This window comes from Williamsia herbipolensis, from assembly GCF_000964005.1.
GTDB lineage: Bacteria > Actinomycetota > Actinomycetes > Mycobacteriales > Mycobacteriaceae > Williamsia_A > Williamsia_A herbipolensis.
In genome coordinates this window covers 1-23,491 of record NZ_JXYP01000035.1, presented here as the reverse complement: position 1 = coordinate 23,491, position 23,491 = coordinate 1, and the positions used below count along the sequence as shown (strand labels likewise).

Genomic DNA, 23,491 nt, shown 5'->3' with positions numbered 1-23,491 from the left:
CGCATTTCATTCCCGAGGGAAACGACCTCGCAGGTGGGGAGGGTTCAGCGCACACGCGCGTCGAGGTTCATCGACGCGATGATGCCGTCGACGGCGGTCTGGATGTCCTGCGGCTCGATGCGCATGAGCGCGTCGGCATCGAGGTCGGTGATGTCGATGTCGCCGGAGCTGAGTCGGAACTCGCGTTCCTCCTCGGCGCTCTCGATGACGTTGCGGACGAAACGGCCGTTACCGGCGAGGTCGATCAGACGCACCTGTTGGCCGCTCTGGTCGGTCACGACGGTGTCGTAGAGGGGGATGCACGCGCGGTGCAGCACCGACGCCGACGCCGCGGGCAGCACCGAGTCGCGCGCGGCGGCGATGACCTCGGCGATCTCCGCCAGTTCCTCGGGACGGTAGGAGTCGAAGCGGATGCGGCGGGCGAAGCGCGACGCGAGACCGTCGTTCGACGACAGCAGTCGGTCGATCTCGCCGTCGTAGCCGGCGATGATGACGACGAGCCGGTCGCGGTTGTCCTCCATGCGGGCCAGCAGCGTGTCCACCGCCTCACGACCGAACGCGTCGCCACCGGACAGTCCGGTCTGGATGAGTGTGTAGGCCTCGTCGATGAACAGCACGCCGTCGAGCGCGCGGTCGATGACCGCCGAGGTCTTGGGTGCGGTGGAACCGAGGTGCTCGCCGACGAGGTCGCGCCGACTGGCCTCGACGATGGAGTCGGTCTTGAGCAGCCCGAGCCCGCAGTAGGTCTTGGCGATGATGCGCGCGATCGTGGTCTTGCCGGTACCGGGAGGGCCGGTGAACGCCAGGTGCAGGCTGCGCGACTGGCTGGCGAGCCCCTTGTCGGCACGCACCTTCGCCAGTGCCACCGCCGACGACAGTTTGGCCACCTGGCTCTTCACCGAGGCGAGACCGACCTGGCGTTCGAGTTCGGCTTTCGCCGCGGCGAGCTGATCGGTCTGTGCGCCGGTCACCGGGTCGGTGATCCCCGCCGGTGTCTCCTCGGGCACCGACGCCGGGTCCCAGCGATCGGTACGACGTGCGATGCGGTCGGGTTCGACGACCACGAGCCGATAGCGCTGGTCGGCCAGGGCGCTGGCGTTGGCGGTGAAGCTGGGGTCGCGGGAGTAGACCTGCTCGAACAGGGCGCGGGCCTTGTCCTCCTGCCCCTCCTCGCGGAGCACGAGACCGTGGGTGAACATCGCCGCGGTCGACGCCGCCGGGATGGGACCGGTCTCGGCCTCGGACAGGCGGCGGTTCGCCTCGGCGAACATGCCCAGCTGTGCGCACGCCGAACCGGCCATCACGTTCGCGCCCGCCTGCATGTACTCGTCGGTCCACGACCCCGAGCCGGACAGGATCGTCAACACGTCGGGCCACCGCTGAGTGCGGAAGTGCATGATCGCCCGGACGTAGGTGGCGATGGGGGCGTCGGTGCCGGCGGGGATCTCGTCGAGGACCTCCTCGGCGCCGGTGTAGTCCAGTCCACCGACGAGCGACGCGGCGTAGGCGGCGATGATCTCGACGGTGTCGGTGATGGGGAAGTCGATGTAGAGCCCGGTCGCGAACCGACCGACGAGGGTTCGCGGGGGCAGCCCGAGTCGCCGCAGCTCCGCGTTGACCGCGCCGCGGGAGCGGTAGAGGTTCATGATCGCGTCGGGGGCGTCGTCGCCGCAGGCGAGACGGCCCAGCCAGGCGTCGCACATCTCCGGCGCGTACTCGGTGGCGCGCTGGAACGCCAGCATCGCCTGGCGCGGATCGCGGGCGGCCTCCTGGCCGTCGACGGGGATGCCCAGCGACAGCACACCGAGATCGAACAGCTGGCGTGCCTGACGGATATCGACCACGACCACGACCCCCGGGCATGTCTGGAGCGGATGCGGTTCGAACGCTCCCGCACATTCCTACGATTGCGCCCGTCAGACTATCCCGTGCGGGGGACGGCGACACCGCATGGGCGCGAGGAGGCGGCGCTGCGACCCGACCACATACGATGTCGCTGTGAGCGCACAGGTAGATACCGTTTCCGTCGCCGCCGACACCCCCGACGTCCCGCAGCCCTTCGCCGAGCTCGGCCTCAAGGACGACGAGTACGCACGGATCCGCGAGATCCTCGGCCGGCGTCCCACCGACGCCGAGCTGGCGATGTACTCGGTGATGTGGTCGGAGCACTGCAGCTACAAGTCGTCGAAGGTCCACCTGAAGTACTTCGGTGAGACCACGACCGACGAGATGCGCTCGTCGATGCTCGCGGGCATCGGCGAGAACGCGGGCGTCGTCGACATCGGTGACGGCTGGGCGGTCACCTTCAAGGTCGAGTCGCACAACCACCCGTCCTACGTCGAGCCCTACCAGGGCGCGGCGACCGGGGTCGGCGGCATCGTCCGCGACATCATGGCCATGGGTGCGCGTCCGATCGCGGTGATGGACCAGCTGCGCTTCGGTGCGGCCGACGCCCCCGACACCCGTCGCGTCGTCGACGGTGTCGTGCGCGGTGTGGGCGGCTACGGCAATTCTCTCGGTCTGCCCAACGTCGGCGGCGAGACCGTCTTCGACGCGAGCTACGCGGGGAACCCGCTCGTGAACGCGCTGTGTGCAGGCGTGCTCCGCGTCGAGGACCTGCAGCTCGCGTTCGCCTCCGGCGCCGGTAACAAGATCATCCTGTTCGGTGCCCGCACCGGTCTCGACGGCATCGGCGGCGTGTCGGTGCTGGCGTCGGAGACCTTCGACGACACCGGGGAATCCGGCCCGAATCGCAAGAAGTTGCCGGCCGTCCAGGTCGGCGACCCGTTCACCGAGAAGGTGCTCATCGAGTGCTGCCTCGAGCTCTACCACGCAGGCCTCGTCGTCGGCATCCAGGATCTCGGCGGCGCCGGACTGTCCTGTGCCACCTCGGAGTTGGCGTCCGCGGGCGACGGCGGCATGAGTATCCAGCTCGACACGGTGCCGATGCGCGCCGAGGGCATGACCCCGGCCGAGGTGCTCTCCAGCGAGTCGCAGGAGCGCATGTGCGCGGTGGTCACGCCGGAGAACGTCGACGCGTTCCTCGCCGTCTGCAAGAAGTGGGACGTGCTCGCGACCGTGATCGGTGAGGTCACCGACGGCGACAACCTCGAGATCACCTGGCACGGCGAGACCGTCGTCGACGTGCCGCCGCGCACCGTCGCCCACGAGGGTCCGGTGTACCAGCGCCCGGTGGAGCGTCCGGAGTGGCAGGACGGTGTGATCGCCTCGCGTAGCGCCGATCTCGCGCGCCCGTCGTCGGACGACGAGCTGCGTTCGACACTGCTGACCATGCTCGCCTCGCCGGCGCTGTGCAGCCGGAAGTTCATCACCGAGCAGTACGACCGGTATGTCCGCGGCAACACCGTGCTGGCCGAGAACGCCGACGGTGGTGTGATCCGCATCGACGAGAACACCGGTCGCGGAATCGCTCTCGCGACCGATGCCTCGGGCCGCTACACCTTCCTCGACCCGTACCGCGGTGCGCAGCTCGCGCTGGCCGAGGCCTACCGCAACGTCGTCGTCACCGGCGCCACCCCGAAGGCGGTCACCAACTGCCTCAACTTCGGCTCGCCCGAGGACCCGGCCGTGATGTGGCAGTTCTCGCAGGCGGTCCGGGGTCTGGCCGACGGCTGTGCGCAATTGGGCATCCCGGTGTGCGGCGGCAACGTCAGCTTCTACAACCAGACGGGTTCGACCCCGATCCTCCCGACCCCCGTGGTCGGCGTGCTCGGTGTCATCGACGACGTCCACCGACGTATCCCGACCGGATTCGGCACCGAACCCGGCGAGACGCTGATCCTCATGGGCGACACGCGAGACGAACTCGACGGGTCGATCTGGGCGCAGGTCGCCCACGACCACCTCGGTGGCGTCCCCCCGGAGGTCGACCTCGAGCGCGAACGCCTGCTCGGGTCGATCCTCACCGCGGCATCACGTGACGGACTGATCTCCGCGGCGCACGACCTGTCCGAGGGCGGGCTCGCGCAGACCGTCGTCGAATCGGCGCTCGCGGGCGAGACCGGTTGCCGCATCATCCTTCCCGAGGGTGCCGACCCGTTCGTATGGCTGTTCTCCGAATCGGCCGGTCGGGTGCTCGTCGCGGTGCCGCGCACCGAGGAGACCCGGTTCTGCTCGATGCTCACCGCTCGCGAGATGCCCTGGACGCGGATCGGCGTGGTCGATCAGGGCAGCGACTCGGTCGAGATCCAGGACCACTTCTCGGTCACCCTCGCCGAACTGCGTGAGGTCCACGAGGCGACGTTGCCCGCTCTGTTCGGATGACACCGGCGGCGGCGCTGCTGCTGTGCGGCGCCATCGGGTGCGACGTGTCGGCCGCCGGCACGACACTCGTGGCGATCGCCGGTGCCGTGTTCTTCCGGGAACGACTCGGACTCGTCGCGCTGGTGGGCATCGCGTTCATCGTGGTGGGCGCGATCCTGGTCAACCTCGGCACCGCACACATCGACGCGTAGAACTCGTCCCGGGCCCAGATCGGGGGAGCGCTCAGTTCAGCGGTCCCCGGCGATGCTCAAAGCGGCCTGCAAAACTAGAACCTGTTCTACTCTGGGGTGGTCGGTGACGGTCGGACACGGAGGTCTCGCGTGGTGCTCAGGGTTGTCGAATGGTCCACGGGAACGGTGGGACGGCACGCGATCGCCGGCATCGACGCCCGCCCCGACCTGGAGCTCGTCGGCGTGTGGGTGTCCAACCCGGCGAAGGTCGGCAGGGATGCGGGAGAGCTCGCCGACCTCGGCCGCGACCTCGGGGTGCTCGCCACGAACGATCGCGACGCGCTCATCGCCCTGAAACCCGACTGCATCGTGCACACCGCGATGGTCGACGACCGGATCTTCGAGGCCCTCGAAGACCTCATCTACTTCATCGAGCACGGCATCAACGTCGTGTCGTCGGGTCCGGTGCTGCTGCAGTTCCCGACCGGCGTGGTGCCCGCCGATCTCGTCGAGAGGGTCGACGCCGCGGGCAAGAAGGGCAACGCCAGCCTGCACGTGAACGGCATCGATCCGGGTTTCGCCAACGATGTTCTGCCCCTGGCCATGACGAGCCTGTCGCAGCGGATCGACCAGGTCCGCTGTTACGAGATCGCCGACTATTCGACCTACTACCAACCGGTGGTGATGAGCGACATCTTCGGCTTCGGCAAGCCCCTCGACGAGACCCCGATGCTGTTCACGCCGGGAGTCCTGTCGATGGCGTGGGGGAGTGTGGTGCGCCAGATCGCCGCCGGTCTCGATCTCACCCTCGACGAGCCGTTGGTGGAGAAGGTGGAACGCGTCCCCGCCGAGCGCGACATCTCGACCGTGTCGTGCGACATCGCCGAGGGCACGATGGCCGCCGTCCGCTTCCAGGTGATCGGCACCGTCGACGGGGTCGAACGCGTGGTTCTCGACCACATCACCCGTACCGACCCGACACAGCGACCCGACTGGCCGACACCCCACACCGGCGACGGCTGCTACCGGATCGAGATCACCGGCGAACCGATGATGACCGTCGACTTCACCCATCACGGCGAGCACGGCGACCACAACGTCTCGGGCATGATCGTCACCGCCATGCGGCTGGTGAACGCGGTCGAGGCCGTCGTCGCCGCCGAGCCCGGCCTCGTCACCGCTCTCGACCTCCCTCTCATCACCGGCCGAGGTCTGATCCCGCCGGCGTGATCGCTCGACGCGCGGACACCCGCCTGCGGTCGTAACCTCGGCCCATGGGAGCCCACCACAGCATCGGCGTCTTCGGTACCGACGAGATCGAGGACCTGCTGTGGTTCTACGACATGCACGGGTACGCGATCCTGCGTGGACTCGTCGACGAGACGCGGCTGGCGCGGATCGAAGCGGAGTGCATCGAGGCCCAGGAGAGGGTCCGGTCGGGCGACCTCGGTGACCGGTACGGTTCCACGGTGTTCCTCGACGAGAACACGGGGACACAAGGATTCGTCAACTACGTCGAATACGTCTCGGAGGTCTCGCCCGCCGTCGCCGACGCGGTGTCCGACCCGGTGCTGCGGTCGGTCATGTCCTCGCTGTTGGGCGAGAACTGTTGGCTGCGTGCCCACGAGCAGTTCGGTGTGGTCTACCAGGACGCCCGTCCGGGTAAGGAGTCCGGCTACGCACGCATCGGTTGGCACACCGACTGGCAGGCCGGCCCGAGCCTCGACGTCTGGCCCAGCACCGCGTTCACCATCCACGTCGACGGCACGAGTCCGGCCAACGGATTCTTGAGAGTGGTTCCGGGAAGCCATCTCTGGGCGACACCGGCGCCCTTCCGGAACGCGAACGGGGTCACGGTTCCCGACGGCGCCCGCGCCGCCCGCGGTCGCACCGACCGGACGCCGCCCTTCGACATGCCGCTGCGTTTCGAGAAGGTGCGCGGCGAGGTCGCGGTGTACGCCGACGCCGGCGACGTCATCCTGCACGACGCCTACCTCTGGCACTCCGCGGCCCGGGCGACCGACGACGGTGAACGGCGCCGGCACGTGCGGGGAGGCTACTTCGGCGGTGTCCGACCGCCTGCCGGCGTCGAGGAGTTCGTCAAGAACGCGGCCCGGTAGTCCACGGCCCGGTGGCGAACCGTCGTCAGCCGGAGAACTTCGCCTTCGACGACGGGCAGAGCTTCCAGTCCGCGCCGTCCTTGTGGAAGTAGATCGCGCCGTCGGGCTGGCCGGTGGTCTTCACCGTGCCGGTCGCGTCATCGCCGGCGAATTTCACGTCGACCAGGGTGAACGCGGGCAGGGCCTGGGGGAGCGGACGTGTCGACAGGTTCGAGTACCGGCTCTTGTCCGCGGTGCACACCGCGTCGCGCGCGGTGGTCGCGTCACCTTTGCTGGCGGCGTCGGTGAACTGGTGCGCGACATCGCTGACCTGCTGGGTGTCGGTGCGGCCACCCTTCGCGTCGTCGCTGCCGTCGGAGAAGTAGGCGACCAGTCCGACGGCGAGTGCCGCGATGGCGACCACCACCACGACGGCCACAATGACGAACCCGCGGCGGTTGGAGCGGTCGGGTGCTGTCGGATCGGGTGCGGCGGTCATGGACGCAACGGTAGCCGTGCGTCCGTCGGGTAGGTGGTGGGACTACAGATCCCAGGTGTGCACGGCCTCTCCCTCGTGCATCCGGTCGACGTACTCGCGCAACATGCCCGACAGCGCGCGGTCGCGGGAGTCGCCCGCGCGCTCGCGTGCGGCCACCGATTCGCGCTGCCACACCGCGCCGGTCTGTCGGCGCAGGCATCGCCCCTCGATCACCGACAGGTAGCGCCGGCGCGCCCGCTCGGACACCCCGAAAGCCGCGAGACCGCGGTCGGCGAGGGGGAGCAGTCGTCGCAGCACCAGCTCGTCGGGCGACACCCAGCCGACGGCGGGCCAGTAGAGCTGGGCGTCGAGACCGTCGCGGGCGCCGGAGTGCAGGTTCTCGGTGGCGGCGTCGAACGACATCTGCGACCACAGCGGCCGGTCGGCGTCGACGAGAGCGCGGACCACGCCGTAGTAGAACGCCGAGTCGGCCATGGTGTCGAGCACCGTCGGCCCGGCCGGCAGCACCCGGTTCTCGATGCGCAGGTGCGCGTGGCCGTCGACGACGTCGTAGATGGGACGGTTCCAGCGATACACCGTCCCGTTGTGGAGTTTCAGTTCGTTCAGCTCGGGGATCCGACCCGACGCGAGGGTCGCCAGCGGATCGTCGTCGCTGCAGACGGGCAGCAGCGCCGGGAAGTATCGGGTGTTCTCCTCGAACAGATCGAAGATGGTGGTGATCCACCGTTCGCCGAACCACACCCGCGGACGTACGCCCTGGTTCTTCAGTTCCAGCGGTCGGGTGTCGGTCGCCTGTTCGAAGACCGGGATCCGGCTCTCGTGCCAGAGCGCCTTGCCGGCGAAGAACGGGGAGTTGCCGGCGACGGCCACCTGGACACCGGCGATCGCCTGCGCGGCGTTCCAGTGCGCGGCAAAGGTTTCCGGGGCCACACGGAGGTGCAGCTGCACCGATGTGCACGCCGCCTCGGGGAGGATCGAATCGCTGGTGGTGACCAGACGCTCGCCGACGCGTTCGTCGCCGAGCGGGATCCCGTCGATGTCGAGGGCGATGTCCTCACCACGCGCGGCGAAGATCTGCTCGTTCAGCAGACCGTAGCGGGGGTTGGCCGAGATCCACCGGTGGCGCAGGTGGTCGGTGCGCAGCGTGGGCAGCATGCCGATCATCACGATGTGGTTGTCGGTGGCCGCGGCGCGCTGTTCGGCCCGGTTCAGCGACGCGCGTAGGGCCTGCTCGAGGGCGATGGTGTTGTCGTCGGTCAACGGTCGCGGCGCGACGTTGATCTCGATGTTGAACTGCCCCAACTCGGTCTGGAACTCGGGGTCGGCGATCGCCTGCAGCACAGTCGCATTCGACATGGCGGGGTTCATCGCCCGGTCGATCAGGTTGAGTTCGACCTCCATGCCCAGCAGCGGCTCCACCTGCCGACCGGCGTCGGTGAACAGGCCGTCGGCGAGCATCCGGGCGATGGCGTCGGTGCCGCGGCCGACCTGCTCGCGAAAACGGCGCCGGTCCTCCCGGGTGAACTCACGCGTGGAGACCTCGGCGCCCATCGGCCCATCGTGTCATCGACGAGGGGGTGCGCGCCCGCATATCGGACACGCCGACGGTCGGAGCTACTGGTGTTGGAGCACGTTGACCACGGTGCCGTCGGTGTCGCGGTAGAAGAACCTCCGTACGCCCCAGTCCTCGGGCTGCAGTTCGTGCACGATCTCCGCCCCGGAGGCGAGGGCTCGCGCATAGGCGGCGTCGACGTCGTCGACCTCGACCGAGATCGCCGGGTTGCACGGTGCCGTGAGGTCGGTGGTCATCAGGCTGAGCTGGAGTCCCGATCCCGGATCGGCGAACGTCGCGATCCACTCGTGGTTCATCACCTCGGTGAGACCGAGGATGTCGGTGTGGTGCCGACTCGCCGTCGCGATGTCGGCGACGGTGACGATCGGCATGATCCTTCTCACGGTCATGGCGGGAATTCCTCCGTCGGTGTCCGGGGTGCGGGTCGGTGCGCGCCGCTGCTGTCATCATCGGTGCTCATGGCCCCCAAGTCCGTCGATCCCGCGCAGATGCGCGCATCGGTGCTCGCCGTGGCGGCGTGGTTGCGTGACGACACGCTGCCGACGCCGGCCCGCGCCGATCTGGCCGCCGCGGTCCGGATGTCCGCACGCACCGTCGCCCAACTCGCTCCGGGGGCGTCGGTCGAGGTCAGGGTGCCCCCGTTCGTGGCGGTGCAGTGCATCCAGGGCCCGCGGCACACCCGGGGTACGCCTCCGAATGTCGTCGAGACCGACCCGCGCACCTGGCTGCTGCTCGCCACCGGACTGCTCGATCTCGACGACGCGGTGGCCGCGGGAGCGGTGTCGGCCTCGGGGAGCCGTGCGGTCGAGGTCGCGGCGTACCTGCCCGTGGTCGCGATCTGAACCGTTGGTGCCCGAGGGGCGCACGGGAGAGACGCGCACTCACATGATTCGCCCAGGTCGGCGCAGGGGCCCTAGACTCACTTCTACGCCCTCCGCACCGCCCACCTTTGGGAGCGTCACTGTGACCGAGCTGTCGATCCACAGCCCGAATCTTCTCGCCGGCCTCACGCCGGATGCCGAGCTCGACATCGACGAGAACGACCCCCGGGAAGAGTGCGGCGTCTTCGGCGTCTGGGCGCCCGGCGAGGATGTCGCCAAACTCAGCTACTACGGGCTCTACGCCCTGCAGCACCGCGGCCAGGAGGCCGCCGGCATCGCCGTCGGTGACGGCTCGCAGGTGCTGGTGTTCAAGGATCTCGGTCTGGTGAGCCAGGTGTTCGACGAGCAGACGCTGGCCTCGATGCCCGGCCACGTCGCCATCGGGCACTGCCGCTACTCGACCACCGGATCGACCACCTGGGAGAACTCGCAGCCCATCTTCCGCACGACCGCCGCGGGAACCGGTGTCGCACTGGGCCACAACGGCAACCTCGTCAACACCGCCGATCTCGCGAGCACCGCCCGCGCCGCGGGGCTGATGGAGTCGCGGTTGCACGGCGGGGCGACGTCGGACTCCGACGTCGTCGGTGCGCTGCTCGCACACGGTGCGGCCGACCGCACCATCGAGCAGGCCGCGATGGAACTGCTGCCCACGCTCAAGGGCGCGTTCTGCCTGACCTTCATGGACGAGCACACCCTCTACGCCGCGCGTGACGCCCACGGCGTCCGCCCGTTGTGCCTCGGCCGCCTCGACCGCGGGTGGGTCGTCGCCTCGGAGACCGCCGCCCTCGACATCGTCGGTGCCTCGTTCGTCCGCGACATCGAGCCCGGCGAGCTGCTCGCCATCGACGCCGACGGCGTCCGGAGCTCGCGGTTCGCCCAGCCCACCCCCAAGGCGTGCGTGTTCGAGTACGTCTACCTCGCCCGCCCCGACAGCGTCATCAACGGTCGCTCGGTGCACTCCTCGCGGGTCGAGATCGGTCGCCGCCTGGCGCGCGAGTTCCCCGCCGAGGGCGATCTGGTGATCCCGGTACCCGAGTCGGGTACACCGGCGGCCACCGGGTTCGCGCAGGAATCGGGGATCCCGTACGGCCAGGGCCTGATGAAGAACGCGTACGTGGGTCGCACCTTCATCCAGCCCTCGCAGACGATCCGCCAGCTCGGCATCCGTCTCAAGCTCAACCCGCTCAAAGAGGTCATCCGCGGCAAGAGGCTCGTGGTGGTGGACGATTCGATCGTCCGCGGCAACACCCAGCGCGCCCTGATCCGCATGCTGCGCGAGGCCGGTGCCGCCGAGATCCATGTGCGCATCGCGTCGAGCCCCGTGCGGTGGCCGTGTTTCTACGGCATCGACTTCGCCTCTCCCGCCGAGCTCATCGCCAACGGCATGGAGTCCGAGGAGGGCATGGTCGAGGGTGTGCGTCAGGCCATCGGCGCCGACTCGCTGGGGTACATCAGCATCGACGAGATGATCGCCGCCACCGATCAGTCGCGAGACCAGTTGTGCGCGGCCTGTTTCGACGGCAAGTACCCGATCGATCTGCCGACCGAGACCTCGATGGGCAAGGCCGTCCTCGAGACGATGCTCTCGAACGCGGTCGGCTCCGATCCGCTGGGTGCGGTCAACGACAACGCCAGCGCGCTGCGTCGTCCCTGACCGCCACCGCGGTCGATCAGACCGGGGCCTCCGGTTTCACGGCGGCGGTCTCCGACACCTTCTGGGTGCGCTTGTAAAGCCAGCCCACCACGAGGACGAACGCCAGGATCCCCACGATCTGGGCCCAGTTGTCCCAGCCCTCGCCGACGATGCGCAGCGGATCGTCGGCGCCCGACGCCGCGACGATGCCGGCGAACACCACGCCGAACAGGCTCTCGCCCACGATGAGTCCGCACGCGAGCAGCACACCGAGGCGCTTGGTCCGTTCGACGTTGGTCGCGTTCCGGTCGGCCCAGCGGTTGTAGAAGAAGCCCAGCACGGCGCCGATCGGGATGACGAGTGTGAGTGAGATCGGCAGGTACATGCCGAGTCCCACGGCGAGCGGGGGCAGCCGGAACCGGGTGGTGCGGCTCATCGTCTCGTCGATCGCGATGACACCGAGGCCGATGAGCGCGCCCAGCCCGATCAGTGCCCAGTCGAGCGAGCTGCCGAACACGCCGCTGACGAGCGAGGAGATCAGCGAGGCCTGCGGAGCGGCGAGCGCGTCGTCGCCGGCGCCGGGTGCACCGGCGAACCCGAACGCGGTCTGCATCAGCTGCAGGATCGGCGGGATCACGGCCGAACCGAACAGCACACCGATCACCAGGGCCAGCTGCTGCTTCCACGGGGTGGACCCGACCAGCTGACCGGTCTTGAGGTCCTGCAGGTTGTCGTTGGAGATCGTCGCGACGCCGAACACCACCGCCGTGGTGAACAGCGTGTAGGCGACGAGTGCGGTCATCTGTGAGCTGTTCGCGTCACCGAAGGTGACCTTGATGAGCAGCGCCGCGCTGATGGCGACGAGGATGCCGACGCCCGACAGCGGGCTGTTCGACGAGCCGATGAGGCCGGCCATGTAGCCGCACACCGCGGCGATGACGAGACCGAACACGAGCAGGTACACCAGGCTGACGGTGATGATCCCGGCGACACCGCCGTTGAGTGCGGTGCTGCTGGTGAAATCCCACAGCAGCCAGCCGATCGGGATGAGCATGAACACCGTGACGCCCGCGACGATCTGGATGGGGATGTCGCGTTCCACGACGTCGACCTCGGTGCCCCCACGGCGCAGGCGGGCCGAGCGTGCCGACTCGATGATGCCGGTGACGATGGGACGCAGGATGGTCGCCAACGTCCAGACCGCGGCGACCGCGATCGCACCGGCGCCGATGAAGCGCACGTCGGAGGAGAACGTCGACGAGACGGTGTCGGCGAGCGCCTCGGAGCCCGACAGGTTCCCCGAGGTGCGGATGGGCAGCAGGATGCCGAACGAGATGACGAGACCGACGACCATCGCGATGGCGACGGTGAGACCGACCAGGTGGCCGACGCCGATGAGCGCCATCGACAGGCTCGCTCCGACCATCGTGCCGCCCGAGCCGACCTTGAACGACGTCGACACCGCGTTGCTGATCACCTTGAGCGACGACACGAGCGAGAACCCCGCGGCCACGACCGCGGCCACCGACAGCATCCGCAGTCCGGTCTTGTTGTCGGCGGCGGCTTGTGCGGAGTCCGACGTGCCGACCTTGAGGACCTCGGCGCCCGCGACACCCTCGGGGAAGGGAAGGTCGGAGCCGGTCACCAGCGCGCGGCGCAGGGGGATGGAGAACGCGACGCCCAGGATGCCGCCGGTCGCACAGACCGCAGCGGTCGTCCAGTAGGGGAACCCGGTCCACCAGCCGACCATGATCAGGCCGGGCAGCACGAAGATGATCGCCGAGAGCGTGCCTGCCGCCGAGGCGATGGTCTGCACGATGTTGTTCTCGACGAGAGAGTGGTTGCGGAAGTACCGCAGCACGCTCATGGAGATGACCGCCGCGGGGATCGAGGTGGCGAACGTCAGGCCCACCTTGAGGCCGAGATAGACGTTGGCGGCGGTGAAGACGAGCGTGATGATCCCGCCGAGGATCACACCGCGCACGGTCAATTCACGCACGGCACCACGGGGTCTGCTGTCGACGGACATCGCCGGTCCTCACTCTCGTCGCTCGAACTCGCATCCGAGTATGGCCGCGGTGTCGCACGCTCATGTCGGATGGGGCCGATCCGGCCATTTTTACCCCGACGCAACACAGCGTGGGTAACGTCCCCCGTCGTATCTCGCTGCGGTACCGCCGTGCCACGCCTGCGGGTGTGGCTGCGAGCACGATGAGACCCCCGATCGGGGTCGGATGAAGAGGATCGATGAACATGTCTGCACCACAGGCGAATTCCCCCCGCACCGCCCGCGCGGTCACCGCCGCGCTCGTCACGGTCACCGCCGGGGCGCTGGTTCTCACCGCGTGCGGTTCGGGCCGCACCGACTCCGGGGGATCCGGTGACGTCGTCACCGTCGGCACCACCGATCAGGTCTACGCGCTCGACCCGGCCGCCTCCTACGACAACGGCTCGATGGCCGTGATGAAGAACGTCTACCCGTTCCTCCTCGACTCCGCACCGAACACCGGCGCACTCACCCCGTCCGCATCGGAGAAATGCGACTTCACCGCGCCGACGGTCTACAGCTGCACGCTGAAATCGGGACTGACCTTCGCCAACGGCGACCCCCTGACCGCGACCAGCGTGAAGTTCACCTTCGACCGGATGCTGGGCATCAACGACCCCAACGGACCCGCCTCGTTGCTGGCGAACCTGTCGAAGACCGACGCGCCGAACGCGACGACGGTCAACTTCACCCTCAAGGAGCCGAACGACCAGACGTTCCCGCAGGTCCTCACGACCAATGTCGGGCCGATCGTCGACGAGAAGGTCTTCCCGGCCGACAAGATCCTGGACGACGACGCGATCGTGAAGTCCAACGCCTTCGGCGGTCAGTACAAGATCACGAGCTACCAGAAGAACCAGCTCGTCGAGTACCGGAAGAACGACAGCTACAACGGCATGCTGGGCACGCCGAAGACCGACACGATCCGGGTGAAGTACTACGCGCAGCCGACGAACCTCAAGCTCGACATCCAGCAGAAACAGATCGACGTCGCCTACCGGTCGCTGACCCCGACCGACATCGCTGCCCTGCGGTCGGACAGCGGGCTGACCGTGCATGAGGGCCCCGGCGGCGAGCTGCGCTACATCGTGTTCAACTTCGACACGATGGCGGGCGCCAACCCTGCGCAGAAGTTGGCCGTGCGCAAGGCCATCGCCTCCTCGGTCGACCGCGAGGCCATCGCCAAGGACGTCTACCAGGACACGTACTCGCCGGCGTACAGCATGGTCGCCGGCGGGCTGCCCGGTGCGGTGGACTCCTACAAGATCTACGGGGAGAAGCCCGATGCCGCCAAGGCGCGTGGCTTCCTGGCCGCGGCCGGCGTCACCGCGCCCGTCGACATCAACCTCTGGTACAACCCGGATCACTACGGCTCCAACTCCGCCGACGAGTACGCCAAGGTCAAGGCCCAACTCGAGGCCACCGGGCTCTTCCGGGTGACGCTGAACTCGGCGAACTGGGAGACCTACAACAAGGCCCGGGTGAAGGACAACTACCCGACCTACCAGCTCGGCTGGTTCCCGGACTTCCCCGACGCCGACAACTACCTCACGCCGTTCCTCGACCAGAACAACTTCCTGCAGTCGAACTTCTCGAATCCGCAGATCTCGCAGATGCTCAGTGCCGAACGGACAGAAGCGGATCCGACCAAGCGTGCGGCGATCCTCGCCGACATCCAGAACACCGTCGCCGAGGACTTCGTCACCACGTTGCCGCTGCTGCAGGGCAAGCAGGTCGCGATCGGGGTGAAGTCGCTGCAGGGCGTGACCCTCGACAAGTCGTTCACGTTCCGCTACGGCATGTTGGCGAAGAGCTGACGTGACCGAATCGCTTGCCGCCGAGGCAGGCAACGCCACCGCAGGCGACACCGCGTCGTCCGCCCCCGCACCCGCGGGCGGACGGCGCGACCTGTTCGCCTCCCGCAAGGGCGCCCTGGCGAAGTACCTCGGCATCCGTCTGCTGTTGATCGTCCCGACGATCTGGATCCTCGTCACCGTCGTCTTCTTCGTGCTGCGCATCGCCGGAGACCCGATCTCGGCGAAGCTCGGCGGGATCCTGCCGCCGGAGCAGATCGCCGAACGTCGCCGCGCGGCCGGCCTCGACCACCCGATCCTGGTGCAGTACTGGGAGTACCTCAAAGGACTGCTGACCGGTGATCTCGGTCGCGCCAGCGTGGACGGCGAGAAGATCTCCAGCGTGATCGTCACCTACGGGGCGGCGACCCTGGAACTGGTGTTCTGGTCGTTGATCGTGGCGTTCGCGGTGGGAATCCCGTTGGGGCGCTTCGCCGCCACCCATCGTGACCGTCTGTCCGACGTCACGCTGCGGGTGATGGCGATCCTTTTCTACGCGGCGCCGGTGTTCTTCGTCGGCATGCTGTTCAAGTTGATCTTCTCCGCTGAACTGGGATGGCTGCCGTCGAACGGACGGGCCGACGTCTCCACCGAGTTGGCCATCCAGAACGTGTCGCCGAAGACCAACATCTACATCGTCGACGCGCTGCTCTACGGCGACTCCGGCTACATCTGGGACGTGCTCAAGCACGCGATCCTTCCCGCCCTGGCCCTCGGACTGATGACCGCGGGGGTGTTCCTGCGCCTGGTGCGTGTGAACCTGCTGCAGACCCTGCGGTCGGGGTACGTCGAGGCCGCCCGCGCGCGCGGCCTGAACGAACGAAAAGTGGTCGGACGCCACGCCTTCCGTAACTCGATGGTGCCCGTGGTCACCGTGATCGGCATGCAGATCGCGATGATGCTCGGCGGTGCGGTGCTCACCGAGACGACCTTCGAGTGGAAGGGCCTCGGCTATCAACTCGCGCGATATCTGCAGGACAGCGACTACATCGCGGTCCAGGGCATCGTCGCTTTCATCGCGGTGATCATCGCGGTCATCAGCTTCGTGATCGACGCGGTGGTCGCCATGATCGATCCACGGATCCGGTTCTAGGGGAACACGATGACCGAATCACTCGTCGACGTCGCACACGTCCCGCCACCACCCGGCCGTCGGCAGTTCCCCGGCGTCGGTCTGCTGCGGTCGACGTCGGGACTGCAGCGTGCGACCCTCGTCGCCGGCCTGGTGCTGGTGGCGTTCTTCGTCCTCGTCGCGCTCTTCGCGCCGCTGATCGCGCCGTACGGTTTCAGTCAACAGAGTTCGGGCGGCCAGGATTTCCCGGCACTGCAGGGACCGTCGGCCGATCACTGGTTCGGCACCACCGTGGGTCAGCTCGATGTGTTCTCCCGCGTCGCCTACGGCGCCCGCACCGCCCTGATCGTCATCGTGTTGGCCCTGGCGTTCTCCATCGTCGTCGGGATCGCACTCGGACTGGTGTCGGGCTTCGTCGGACGTTGGGTCGACCGCGTGCTGGTCCTGTTCATGGACGCGATGTACGGGTTCCCCTCGCTGCTGCTCGCGATCGTCGTGTCCGCCTCTCTCGGAGCGCATCTCAGCGGCGGCTTCGGCGGGATCATGGCCGCGTCGATCTCCATCACGGTCGTGTTCATCCCGCAGTACTTCCGGCTGGTGCGCAATGCCACGGTGTCGGTGAAGGCCGAACCGTTCGTCGACGCCGCACGCGTCACCGGTGCCGGATCGGGCCGGATCATGTTCCGCCACATCCTCCCCAACGTGACCTCGACGCTCCCGGTCATCCTCACGCTGAACTGTTCGGAGGCGATCCTGACCCTCGCCGGTCTCGGATTCCTCGGCCTCGGCATCGAGCCGACGTCGGCCTCGGAGTGGGGGTACGACCTCAACCGCGCACTGCCGGATGTCTCGAACGGCATCTGGTGGACCAGTGTGTTCCCCGGTCTGGCGATCGTGTTCGTGGTGTTGGGACTCACCATGGTCGGCGAGAGCATCAATGAGGCCACCAACCCGCTGCTGCGGACGCGCCGCGGCCGCTCGAAGGACGCGTCGTGACCACCACCGGAACACCCGCCCCGGCAATTCCGGCCCCGGCAGGTCCAGCCCTGTCGATCGAAGGGCTGTCGGTGTCGTTCCGCACCGACGCCGGTGTCGTCGACGCCGTCAGCGACGTGAGCTTCTCCGTGCAGCCCGGCGAGGTGCTCGCCGTGGTCGGCGAGTCGGGCTCGGGCAAATCGGTCAGCTCCCGGACCGCGATCGGATTGCTGCCGGAGACGGCGACGGTCTCGGGCAGCGTCCGCCTCGGCGACCGCGAGGTCACCGCGATGGGTGCGCGGGAGCTGACGGCCATCCGCGGCAAGTACATCGCGATGGTGTTCCAGGAACCCGGCGCGGTCCTCGACCCGCTGTTCACCGTGGGATCGCAACTCGCCGAGGCGATCACCGCGCACCCCTCCGCGGTCGCGAAGCTCACCCGCAAGCAGGTGCGGGCCCGCGCCGTCGAGTTGTTGACGATGGTGCAACTGCCCGATCCCGAGAAACGTGTCGACTACTACCCGCACGAACTGTCGGGCGGTCAGAAGCAGCGCGTGGTGATCGCGATCGCCATCGCCTGCGACCCGGCTGTGATCATCGCCGACGAACCGACGACCGCCCTCGACGTCACGGTCCAGGCGGAGGTCCTCGATCTGCTGCGTGACCTCAAGGACCGGCTCGGGTCGGCGATCGTGTTGATCACCCACAACATGGGCGTCGTCGCCGACATGGCCGATCGGGTGGTCGTGATGAACGCCGGCCGTGTGGTCGAGGTGGCTCCCGTGCGCGAGCTCTTCGCCTCCCCGAAAAACGATTACACCGCGATGCTGCTCGGTGCGGTGCCGCACCTGGGCACCGACTCGTCCGCCCCGGAGGTGCCCGACGACGCCGAGACCGTGCTCGAGGTCGCGCACCTCACCGTGGAGTTCCCCCTCGGCATCGCCGGCGGGGTGTTCCGTGCGGTGGACGACGTGTCGTTCACCATCGCCCGCGGCGAGACGCTCGGGCTCGTCGGTGAGTCGGGATCGGGCAAGTCGACGATCGGTCGATGCGTCGCCGGACTCCAGAAGTCCAGCGCCGGCCGTGTGACCGTCCTGGGCACCGACATCGCCGGGCTCTCGGGTCGGGCGATGAAGCCCATCCGCAAGCGATTCGGATTCGTCTTCCAGGACCCGGCGACATCGCTGAACCCGCGGATGACGGTCGGTGACTGTGTCGCCGAACCGCTGGTGGTGCACAGGTTCGGTGACCGCGCCGCCATCGACGCCCGCGTGCGCCACCTGCTCGACGCGGTGCGCCTGCCCGCGGGCACCGAGAAGCGCTACCCGCACGAGTTGTCCGGAGGCCAGCGGCAACGGGCGAACCTCGCCCGCGCCCTGGCTCTGAAGCCCGACCTGCTGGTGGCCGACGAACCGACCAGCGCACTCGACGTGTCGGTGCAGGCATCGGTGCTCGAACTGTTCGCCGACCTGCAACGGGAGAACGGCTTCGGGGCACTGTTCATCAGCCACGACCTCGCTGTCGTCGAGCAGGTCGCACAGCGCGTCGCGGTGCTCAAGGACGGTGTCGTGGTGGAACTCGACCGGGGTTCGACGATCCTGCGTTCCCCCACGGCCGAGTACACCAAGCGACTGCTCGCCGCGGTTCCTGTTCCGGATCCGGTGGTCCAGCAGCGCAGGCGGGAGCAAGGGCGATGAGCGCGGACCTGCTCCGGTAGCGTGTGGCGCGTGACCAATCAGGACTCCGATCCCGCAGGCGACAGCACTCCAGTCCGGCGGGGGGCGTCCTACGCCGATGCCGGCGTCGACATCGACGCAGGTGATCGGGCCGTGCGACTGTTCGCCCCCCACGCCAAACGCGCGTCGCGACCGGAGGTGCTCGGCGGCATCGGCGGGTTCGCCGGCCTGTTCGCCCTCAAGGGCACCTACCGCGAGCCGGTCCTGGCCTCCTCGACAGACGGTGTCGGAACGAAGCTGGCCATCGCCCAGGCCATGGACAAGCACGACACGGTGGGTCGCGATCTCGTCGCCATGGTCGTCGACGACCTCGTCGTGTGCGGCGCCGAGCCGCTGTTCCTCCAGGACTACATCGCCGTCGGCAAGGTGGTGCCGGAGACCGTCGCGGAGTTGGTCAAGGGCATCGCCGACGGATGCGTCGAGGCGGGGTGCGCCCTGCTGGGCGGCGAGACCGCCGAGCACCCCGGACTAATGGAGGACGCGCACTACGACCTGTCGGCCACCGGAGTCGGTGTGGTGGAGGCGGATTCGGTGCTGTCACCGGACCGCGTGCGCCCCGGCGACGTGGTGATCGCGATGGGGTCCTCGGGTCTGCACTCCAACGGGTATTCGCTCGCCCGCAAGGTGCTGCTCGAATGGGGCCACATGGATCTCGGCGGACAGGTCGAGGAGTTCGGTCGCACGCTGGGTGAGGAACTGCTCGAACCCACCCGCATCTACGCCAAGGACTGCCTCGCGTTGGCGGCGGAGACCGATGTCCGCACGTTCTGCCACGTCACCGGCGGTGGACTCGCCGAGAACCTGGCACGTGTCATCCCCGACGGCCTGCTCGCCGAACTCGATCGCGGCACATGGACGCCCGACCCCGTGTTCGCGATGATCGCCCAGCGCGGACGCGTCGAGCGCCTCGAGATGGAACGCACCTTCAACATGGGGATCGGCATGGTCGCGATCGTGGCCCCCGAGGACACCGATCGCGCGTTGGCCGTGCTGACCGCCCGGCACCTGAACAGCTGGGTGCTCGGGTCGATCACCAAGTCACACGACGGAAAAGACCACGCGGGAGCCGCTGCACTGAAGGGTGAACATCCGCGATTCTGATCCGACCGCGGCCCTCGCGGGCCGTGCGGTGGTCAGTGCGGTACGTCGGTGGTGACGGAGCCCGTCAGGCCCGACGCCACTCGTCCTCGTCGGCCCACGCGTCAGCGGGGTCCGGTCGATCGGAGGGGCGTTCGGGTTCGTTCGCCAGCTCTCGCTGCAGGCTGGAGAGGTCCATGTTCGGGGAGCTGTACTTCAACTCCCGAGCGACCTTCGTCTGCTTCGCTTTTGCTCTGCCGCGGCCCATAGGGGGACCCCCTCGCACAATGACGGGGCGGCCAATCAAGACTGGCGGCCCCATTCTGAGTTTATAAATCTTGTCGTGTGCAACAGTCTAGCGCGCTCCGGGCCCCGATGCGGACCAGCCCGCACCGCGCGAGGGCGGGTCGTGGCGCGTCGGCCGTTCAGCGGCTCCCACCAGGGAAATTGTACGGTTGTGCATCACGTCGAGAAAGGTGTGCTGTCACGTGGCCGACCTCATACGCGCGTCGATCGACAACTACGGGACCCGGCGGTTGCTCGCCGACAACGGCCAACGGTTGCGATGGATGGTCGCCGATCTCGTCGCCCGCGTGCTGCGGCGTCATCCGACCGACCTGTCCGACCATGACGTCGAGGACTTCTCCCGCACCGCGCTGTCGATGCACCCGCCGATGTACGACGACGAGACCCTCCACGAGGACGAGTCGTTCGTTTTGGGAGACGCCGCCGTCGCCACGACCGAGGTGTTCGGGCGACACACCTACGACGGTCCCGAGCTGCATCTCTACGGCGAGCCGCTCGACGCCGCCGAGATCTACCAGGAGACGCGGCGGGTGCATCCGGCCGGCGTCGAGGTCCGCGAGGCGCGATTCGACGAGGTGATCCTCTACCGCAACGCGGTCTACCTGCGGCGGGATGGCACGATCCGTGCTCTGTACGAGAGCGCGCGGTCACACGACCGGGTGGCGTTGCAGCAGCCGACCCCGGCCGATCTCCGCCTGGCGCGGACCCTGCCCGATCATCCCGACACCGTCTACCTCGGCTCGCCCGGCAGCAGCAACTTCGGCCACTGGCTCACCGATGACCTCTCCCGAGCGGTCGCCGCGGCCAGGAGCACGGCACCGGGCACCCGGCCACGGTGGGTCATGACCGACCGCGGCACACTCATCAACCTGCGCCGACAGGAGTCGCTGGGCCTCGCGCTCGGCGATCCGGACGTCGAGGTGACGCTCGTCCCGTTCGAGCGGCCCGTCGTGGTCCGCGACGTCCGGTACATGTCGCAACCGACGCTGCACCCGGTGCGGAAGTCACCCGACGCGATCGCGGCGTCTCGCGAGGCCGTCGTCGCCGGGTTGGAACGGCCCGACGGTCCCGGCACACGTCTGCACATCCTCCGCCGCGGTGGGGCGGCGGGTCGGAAGATCATCAACGGCGCCGAGATCGAGGACCTGTTGTCTCGGCGTGGATTCGTGACCCTCGACCCGATCACGGCATCGGCCCGGGAGCAGGCGGAGGCGTGCCTGCGCGCCGACGTGATCGTCGGCGTGATGGGCGCGGCCATGGTCAACAGCATCTTCGCCCCGCGGGGGACATCGGTGATCCACCTGGCCGCGAGTGGGTGGACCGAGCCGTACTACGCCGATCTGGCCGCGGCCTGCGGTCACCGCTACGCGAGCGTGTACGGGCCGACGGTGGGGACCGGGTCGCCGTGGTTGTTGCCGTTCACCATCGACGTCGGGGAGGTCGAACGCGCGCTCGATGACGTCGGCGCCGTGTGACGGTCACTCCGGCGCGACGCTCGCACGGGCTGTCCGAGCCGCCTCGCGGGTCTGTCTGCGCAGCACCTTCGACGCCTCGCGATGCACCTTGCCGGCGTAACGGGGGTCGGTGGTCAGGTGCTCGAGCGCGGCGGTGGTCACGTCGCCGGTGAACAGGGCGCGGGCGGTGACGCCGTGGTCCGGACGGTCGAGCACGACGATGTCGTCACCGGCAGCGATCGGGCCCGGGACCAGCACCTTCAGGTAGGCGCCGACGTCGGCGCGATCGGCGAACCGCGCAACCCAGCGGTCCTCCTCGGCCCACGCCGCGAACGTCCGGCACGGGACGCGCGGGATCGTCACCTCGAGTTCGACGGTGTCGCCGACCCGCCAGCGTTCGCCGATGACCGCATCGCTGACCGCGACCCCGTCGACGCGCAGGTTCTCGCCGAACCAGCCCGGCGCCAGGTCACGATCGAGTTCGTCGGCCCACCGACGGGCCTCGGTGTCGCTGTAGGCGTAGACGGCCTGATCGATGCCGCCGTGGTGTTTGGTGTCGCAGATGAGGTCGCCCACGACACCCTCGGCGGTCACCGAGACCGCGCCGGTGAACGGGGTCTTGGCGATGCCGCTGTCGCCGATGCGATCGAGCGCGACGGGACGGTCGGCGCCACAGACCGCGAGAACCGAGCCGGCGTCGGACAGGGTCATCGCCCGCGCAATCCTTCGATCGCGGCACGTCCGGCCTGCACGCGGTCGTCGTCACGCAGCGACGACGGGTCGATGGCGGCCGCGGCGCCGCCGGCGAGGAGTGCGGTCCCGGCCGGCACGCTGCGCTTGACCAGCGCCAGGGCGACGGGTCCGTACTCGTAGTGGTCGACCACGGTGCCGATCCGGCCGACCGCACGGCCGTCGGCGGTGACGGCGTCGCCGGTCACCGGGCGGGTGTCGGAGCTGCCGTCGAGTTGCAGCAGCACCAGTCGCCGCGGCGGCTTGCCCAGGTTGTGCACCCGCGCCACGGTCTCCTGTCCGCGGTAGCAGCCCTTCTCGAGGTGGACCGCGCCGAATTCCGCGGGGCCGCCGATCCATTCGACCTCGTGGGGGATGGTGCGGTCGTCGGTGTCGACACCCAATCGCGGCGACACCGAGACCACCCGCGACGCCTCGTAGGCCCATGAGCCCGCAGGTCGGGCGCCGGCCTCGACCAGGGCGTCCCACCATCGGCCCAGTTCGGTCCTCGGGACGAGGACGTCGACGCGGGGGATGGTCGGTCGGCCATCGGGGCCGCGTTCACCCAGCGGGGGCATGACGCGCCAGAACCCGACCGGCTCGGCGTCGTGGTGTTGCTCGGGGATGCTGCCCGCCTGGTAGACCGCCGCATCCGCGGGGATCTCGAGCAGCGCCGCGACGGGTCCCGACATCGCGTCGGGGCCCAGCAGTGTGAGCAGGGCGAGGTCGTCGCGGAGAACCGGTTCGGCCTTCGCCCAGAACACCATTCGCTGCAGGAACCCCAACAGCGGCTGCGTCCGTTCAGCTTCGGTGTCGATGAGGGTGAGCCCGTCGATGTCGGTGACGACGAAATGCTCCTCCACGCGACCGTTCACGTCGAGGCTGAGGTTCTCGGCCGACTGCCGGTCGGGGAGGTTGCTGACGAACTGGCTGGTGATGGTGTGCAGCCAGCTCAACCGCTCGTCGCCACTGATCTCGATCACGCCACGGTGCGACCGATCGACCACCACCACCGACTCGGCCGCGCTGCGTTGTTCGCCCAGCGGGTCGCCGTGGTGCCATGCGACACCGGCGTCGGGGGAGTCATCGGGGGCGGGGAT

Annotated in this window: 20 protein-coding genes; 12 read left to right on the top strand and 8 right to left on the bottom strand. The window is 68.5% G+C overall.

Features of this window, described 5'->3' with window-relative positions; translation table 11 throughout:
- Nucleotides 1–44: 44 nt before the first annotated feature.
- Nucleotides 45–1,844, bottom strand: coding sequence for a type VII secretion AAA-ATPase EccA (gene eccA / locus TU34_RS18035; protein ID WP_045824353.1), 1,800 nt, complete (start codon nt 1,842–1,844; stop codon nt 45–47).
- A gap of 106 nt (nt 1,845–1,950) precedes the next feature.
- Between eccA and purL the strand changes: the two genes are divergently transcribed.
- The 4 genes from purL (at nt 1,951) to TU34_RS18015 (ending at nt 6,574) form a co-directional block, all read left to right on the top strand.
- Nucleotides 1,951–4,284 (top strand): phosphoribosylformylglycinamidine synthase subunit PurL, encoded by a 2,334-nt coding sequence (purL, locus tag TU34_RS18030; protein WP_045824298.1) that lies wholly within the window; start codon nt 1,951–1,953, stop codon nt 4,282–4,284.
- A complete protein-coding gene (locus tag TU34_RS18025) occupies nt 4,281–4,475 on the top strand; it encodes a DMT family transporter (RefSeq protein ID WP_045824297.1) in 195 nt (64 codons plus the stop codon). Before purL ends, TU34_RS18025 begins: the two co-directional genes overlap by 4 nt.
- A gap of 129 nt (nt 4,476–4,604) precedes the next feature.
- Nucleotides 4,605–5,684, top strand: coding sequence for an NAD(P)H-dependent amine dehydrogenase family protein (locus TU34_RS18020; RefSeq protein WP_045824296.1), 1,080 nt, complete (start codon nt 4,605–4,607; stop codon nt 5,682–5,684).
- A gap of 44 nt (nt 5,685–5,728) precedes the next feature.
- Nucleotides 5,729–6,574, top strand: coding sequence for a phytanoyl-CoA dioxygenase family protein (locus TU34_RS18015; protein ID WP_045824295.1), 846 nt, complete (start codon nt 5,729–5,731; stop codon nt 6,572–6,574).
- 25 nt (nt 6,575–6,599) lie between these two features.
- Here TU34_RS18015 and TU34_RS18010 read toward each other — a convergent pair whose 3' ends face one another.
- From TU34_RS18010 to TU34_RS18000, 3 genes are all read right to left on the bottom strand, one after another.
- Nucleotides 6,600–7,052 (bottom strand): Rv0361 family membrane protein, encoded by a 453-nt coding sequence (locus TU34_RS18010; RefSeq protein WP_045824294.1) that lies wholly within the window; start codon nt 7,050–7,052, stop codon nt 6,600–6,602.
- Between the two features lie 42 nt (nt 7,053–7,094).
- Nucleotides 7,095–8,603 carry a glutamate-cysteine ligase family protein gene (locus tag TU34_RS18005; protein WP_045824293.1) on the bottom strand — a complete coding sequence of 503 codons (1,509 nt, stop codon included), beginning with the start codon at nt 8,601–8,603 and terminating at the stop codon, nt 7,095–7,097.
- 63 nt (nt 8,604–8,666) lie between these two features.
- Entirely contained in the window at nt 8,667–9,014 is a 348-nt protein-coding gene (locus TU34_RS18000) for a VOC family protein (protein ID WP_082080412.1), read from the bottom strand.
- Nucleotides 9,015–9,083: 69 nt separating this feature from the next.
- Between TU34_RS18000 and TU34_RS17995 the strand changes: the two genes are divergently transcribed.
- Nucleotides 9,084–9,467: a sterol carrier family protein gene (locus TU34_RS17995; protein ID WP_045824291.1), complete on the top strand. Its 384-nt coding sequence runs from the start codon at nt 9,084–9,086 to the stop codon at nt 9,465–9,467.
- Nucleotides 9,468–9,588: 121 nt separating this feature from the next.
- Nucleotides 9,589–11,163: an amidophosphoribosyltransferase gene (gene purF / locus TU34_RS17990; RefSeq protein WP_045824290.1), complete on the top strand. Its 1,575-nt coding sequence runs from the start codon at nt 9,589–9,591 to the stop codon at nt 11,161–11,163.
- 16 nt (nt 11,164–11,179) lie between these two features.
- On the opposite strand, the gene TU34_RS17985 is transcribed toward purF, so the two are convergent.
- Complete coding sequence (locus tag TU34_RS17985; protein WP_045824289.1) at nt 11,180–13,171, bottom strand: OPT family oligopeptide transporter; 1,992 nt, start codon at nt 13,169–13,171, stop codon at nt 11,180–11,182.
- Between the two features lie 224 nt (nt 13,172–13,395).
- Here TU34_RS17985 and TU34_RS17980 point away from each other — a divergent pair, with 224 nt between their 5' ends.
- The 5 genes from TU34_RS17980 (at nt 13,396) to purM (ending at nt 19,926) form a co-directional block, all read left to right on the top strand.
- Entirely contained in the window at nt 13,396–15,006 is a 1,611-nt protein-coding gene (locus tag TU34_RS17980; protein WP_150116591.1) for an ABC transporter substrate-binding protein, read from the top strand.
- 115 nt (nt 15,007–15,121) lie between these two features.
- Nucleotides 15,122–16,135 (top strand): ABC transporter permease, encoded by a 1,014-nt coding sequence (locus TU34_RS17975; RefSeq protein WP_052689043.1) that lies wholly within the window; start codon nt 15,122–15,124, stop codon nt 16,133–16,135.
- A 9-nt stretch (nt 16,136–16,144) separates the two neighbouring features.
- Entirely contained in the window at nt 16,145–17,110 is a 966-nt protein-coding gene (locus tag TU34_RS17970) for an ABC transporter permease (RefSeq protein WP_045824288.1), read from the top strand.
- On the top strand, nt 17,107–18,786 hold the full coding sequence (locus TU34_RS17965) for an ABC transporter ATP-binding protein (RefSeq protein WP_082080410.1): 1,680 nt from the start codon (nt 17,107–17,109) through the stop codon (nt 18,784–18,786). The genes TU34_RS17970 and TU34_RS17965 overlap by 4 nt, the downstream gene beginning before the upstream one ends.
- 30 nt (nt 18,787–18,816) lie before the next feature.
- Nucleotides 18,817–19,926: a phosphoribosylformylglycinamidine cyclo-ligase gene (gene purM, locus TU34_RS17960; protein WP_045824287.1), complete on the top strand. Its 1,110-nt coding sequence runs from the start codon at nt 18,817–18,819 to the stop codon at nt 19,924–19,926.
- Between the two features lie 64 nt (nt 19,927–19,990).
- On the opposite strand, the gene TU34_RS17955 is transcribed toward purM, so the two are convergent.
- Entirely contained in the window at nt 19,991–20,170 is a 180-nt protein-coding gene (locus tag TU34_RS17955) for a DUF3073 domain-containing protein (RefSeq protein ID WP_045824286.1), read from the bottom strand.
- A 220-nt stretch (nt 20,171–20,390) separates the two neighbouring features.
- Here TU34_RS17955 and TU34_RS17950 point away from each other — a divergent pair, with 220 nt between their 5' ends.
- Nucleotides 20,391–21,683, top strand: a complete 1,293-nt coding sequence (locus TU34_RS17950; RefSeq protein WP_045824285.1) for a glycosyltransferase family 61 protein — start codon at nt 20,391–20,393, stop codon at nt 21,681–21,683.
- A gap of 3 nt (nt 21,684–21,686) precedes the next feature.
- Here TU34_RS17950 and TU34_RS17945 read toward each other — a convergent pair whose 3' ends face one another.
- Together TU34_RS17945 and ygfZ are read right to left on the bottom strand one after the other, a co-directional pair.
- Nucleotides 21,687–22,373 (bottom strand): MOSC domain-containing protein, encoded by a 687-nt coding sequence (locus TU34_RS17945; protein WP_045824284.1) that lies wholly within the window; start codon nt 22,371–22,373, stop codon nt 21,687–21,689.
- Nucleotides 22,370–23,491, bottom strand: a 1,122-nt coding sequence (gene ygfZ, locus TU34_RS17940; RefSeq protein WP_203225491.1) for a CAF17-like 4Fe-4S cluster assembly/insertion protein YgfZ, incomplete at its 5' end; no start/stop codon positions are given. The genes TU34_RS17945 and ygfZ, both read right to left, overlap by 4 nt.

Bases quoted from the DNA above. Each gene is read 5' to 3' on its own strand.
- TU34_RS18010 (WP_045824294.1), bottom strand. From the start codon at position 7,052: ATGACCGCCGCACCCGATCCGACAGCACCCGACCGCTCCAACCGCCGC.
- TU34_RS17985 (WP_045824289.1), bottom strand. From the start codon at position 13,171: ATGTCCGTCGACAGCAGACCCCGTGGTGCCGTGCGTGAATTGACCGTG.
- purL (WP_045824298.1), top strand. From the start codon at position 1,951: ATGGGCGCGAGGAGGCGGCGCTGCGACCCGACCACATACGATGTCGCT.
- TU34_RS17945 (WP_045824284.1), bottom strand. From the start codon at position 22,373: ATGACCCTGTCCGACGCCGGCTCGGTTCTCGCGGTCTGTGGCGCCGAC.
- TU34_RS18025 (WP_045824297.1), top strand. From the start codon at position 4,281: ATGACACCGGCGGCGGCGCTGCTGCTGTGCGGCGCCATCGGGTGCGAC.
- TU34_RS17995 (WP_045824291.1), top strand. From the start codon at position 9,084: ATGGCCCCCAAGTCCGTCGATCCCGCGCAGATGCGCGCATCGGTGCTC.
- TU34_RS17980 (WP_150116591.1), top strand. From the start codon at position 13,396: ATGTCTGCACCACAGGCGAATTCCCCCCGCACCGCCCGCGCGGTCACC.
- TU34_RS18015 (WP_045824295.1), top strand. From the start codon at position 5,729: ATGGGAGCCCACCACAGCATCGGCGTCTTCGGTACCGACGAGATCGAG.
- TU34_RS17955 (WP_045824286.1), bottom strand. From the start codon at position 20,170: ATGGGCCGCGGCAGAGCAAAAGCGAAGCAGACGAAGGTCGCTCGGGAG.
- TU34_RS18000 (WP_082080412.1), bottom strand. From the start codon at position 9,014: ATGACCGTGAGAAGGATCATGCCGATCGTCACCGTCGCCGACATCGCG.
- TU34_RS17970 (WP_045824288.1), top strand. From the start codon at position 16,145: ATGACCGAATCACTCGTCGACGTCGCACACGTCCCGCCACCACCCGGC.
- TU34_RS18005 (WP_045824293.1), bottom strand. From the start codon at position 8,603: ATGGGCGCCGAGGTCTCCACGCGTGAGTTCACCCGGGAGGACCGGCGC.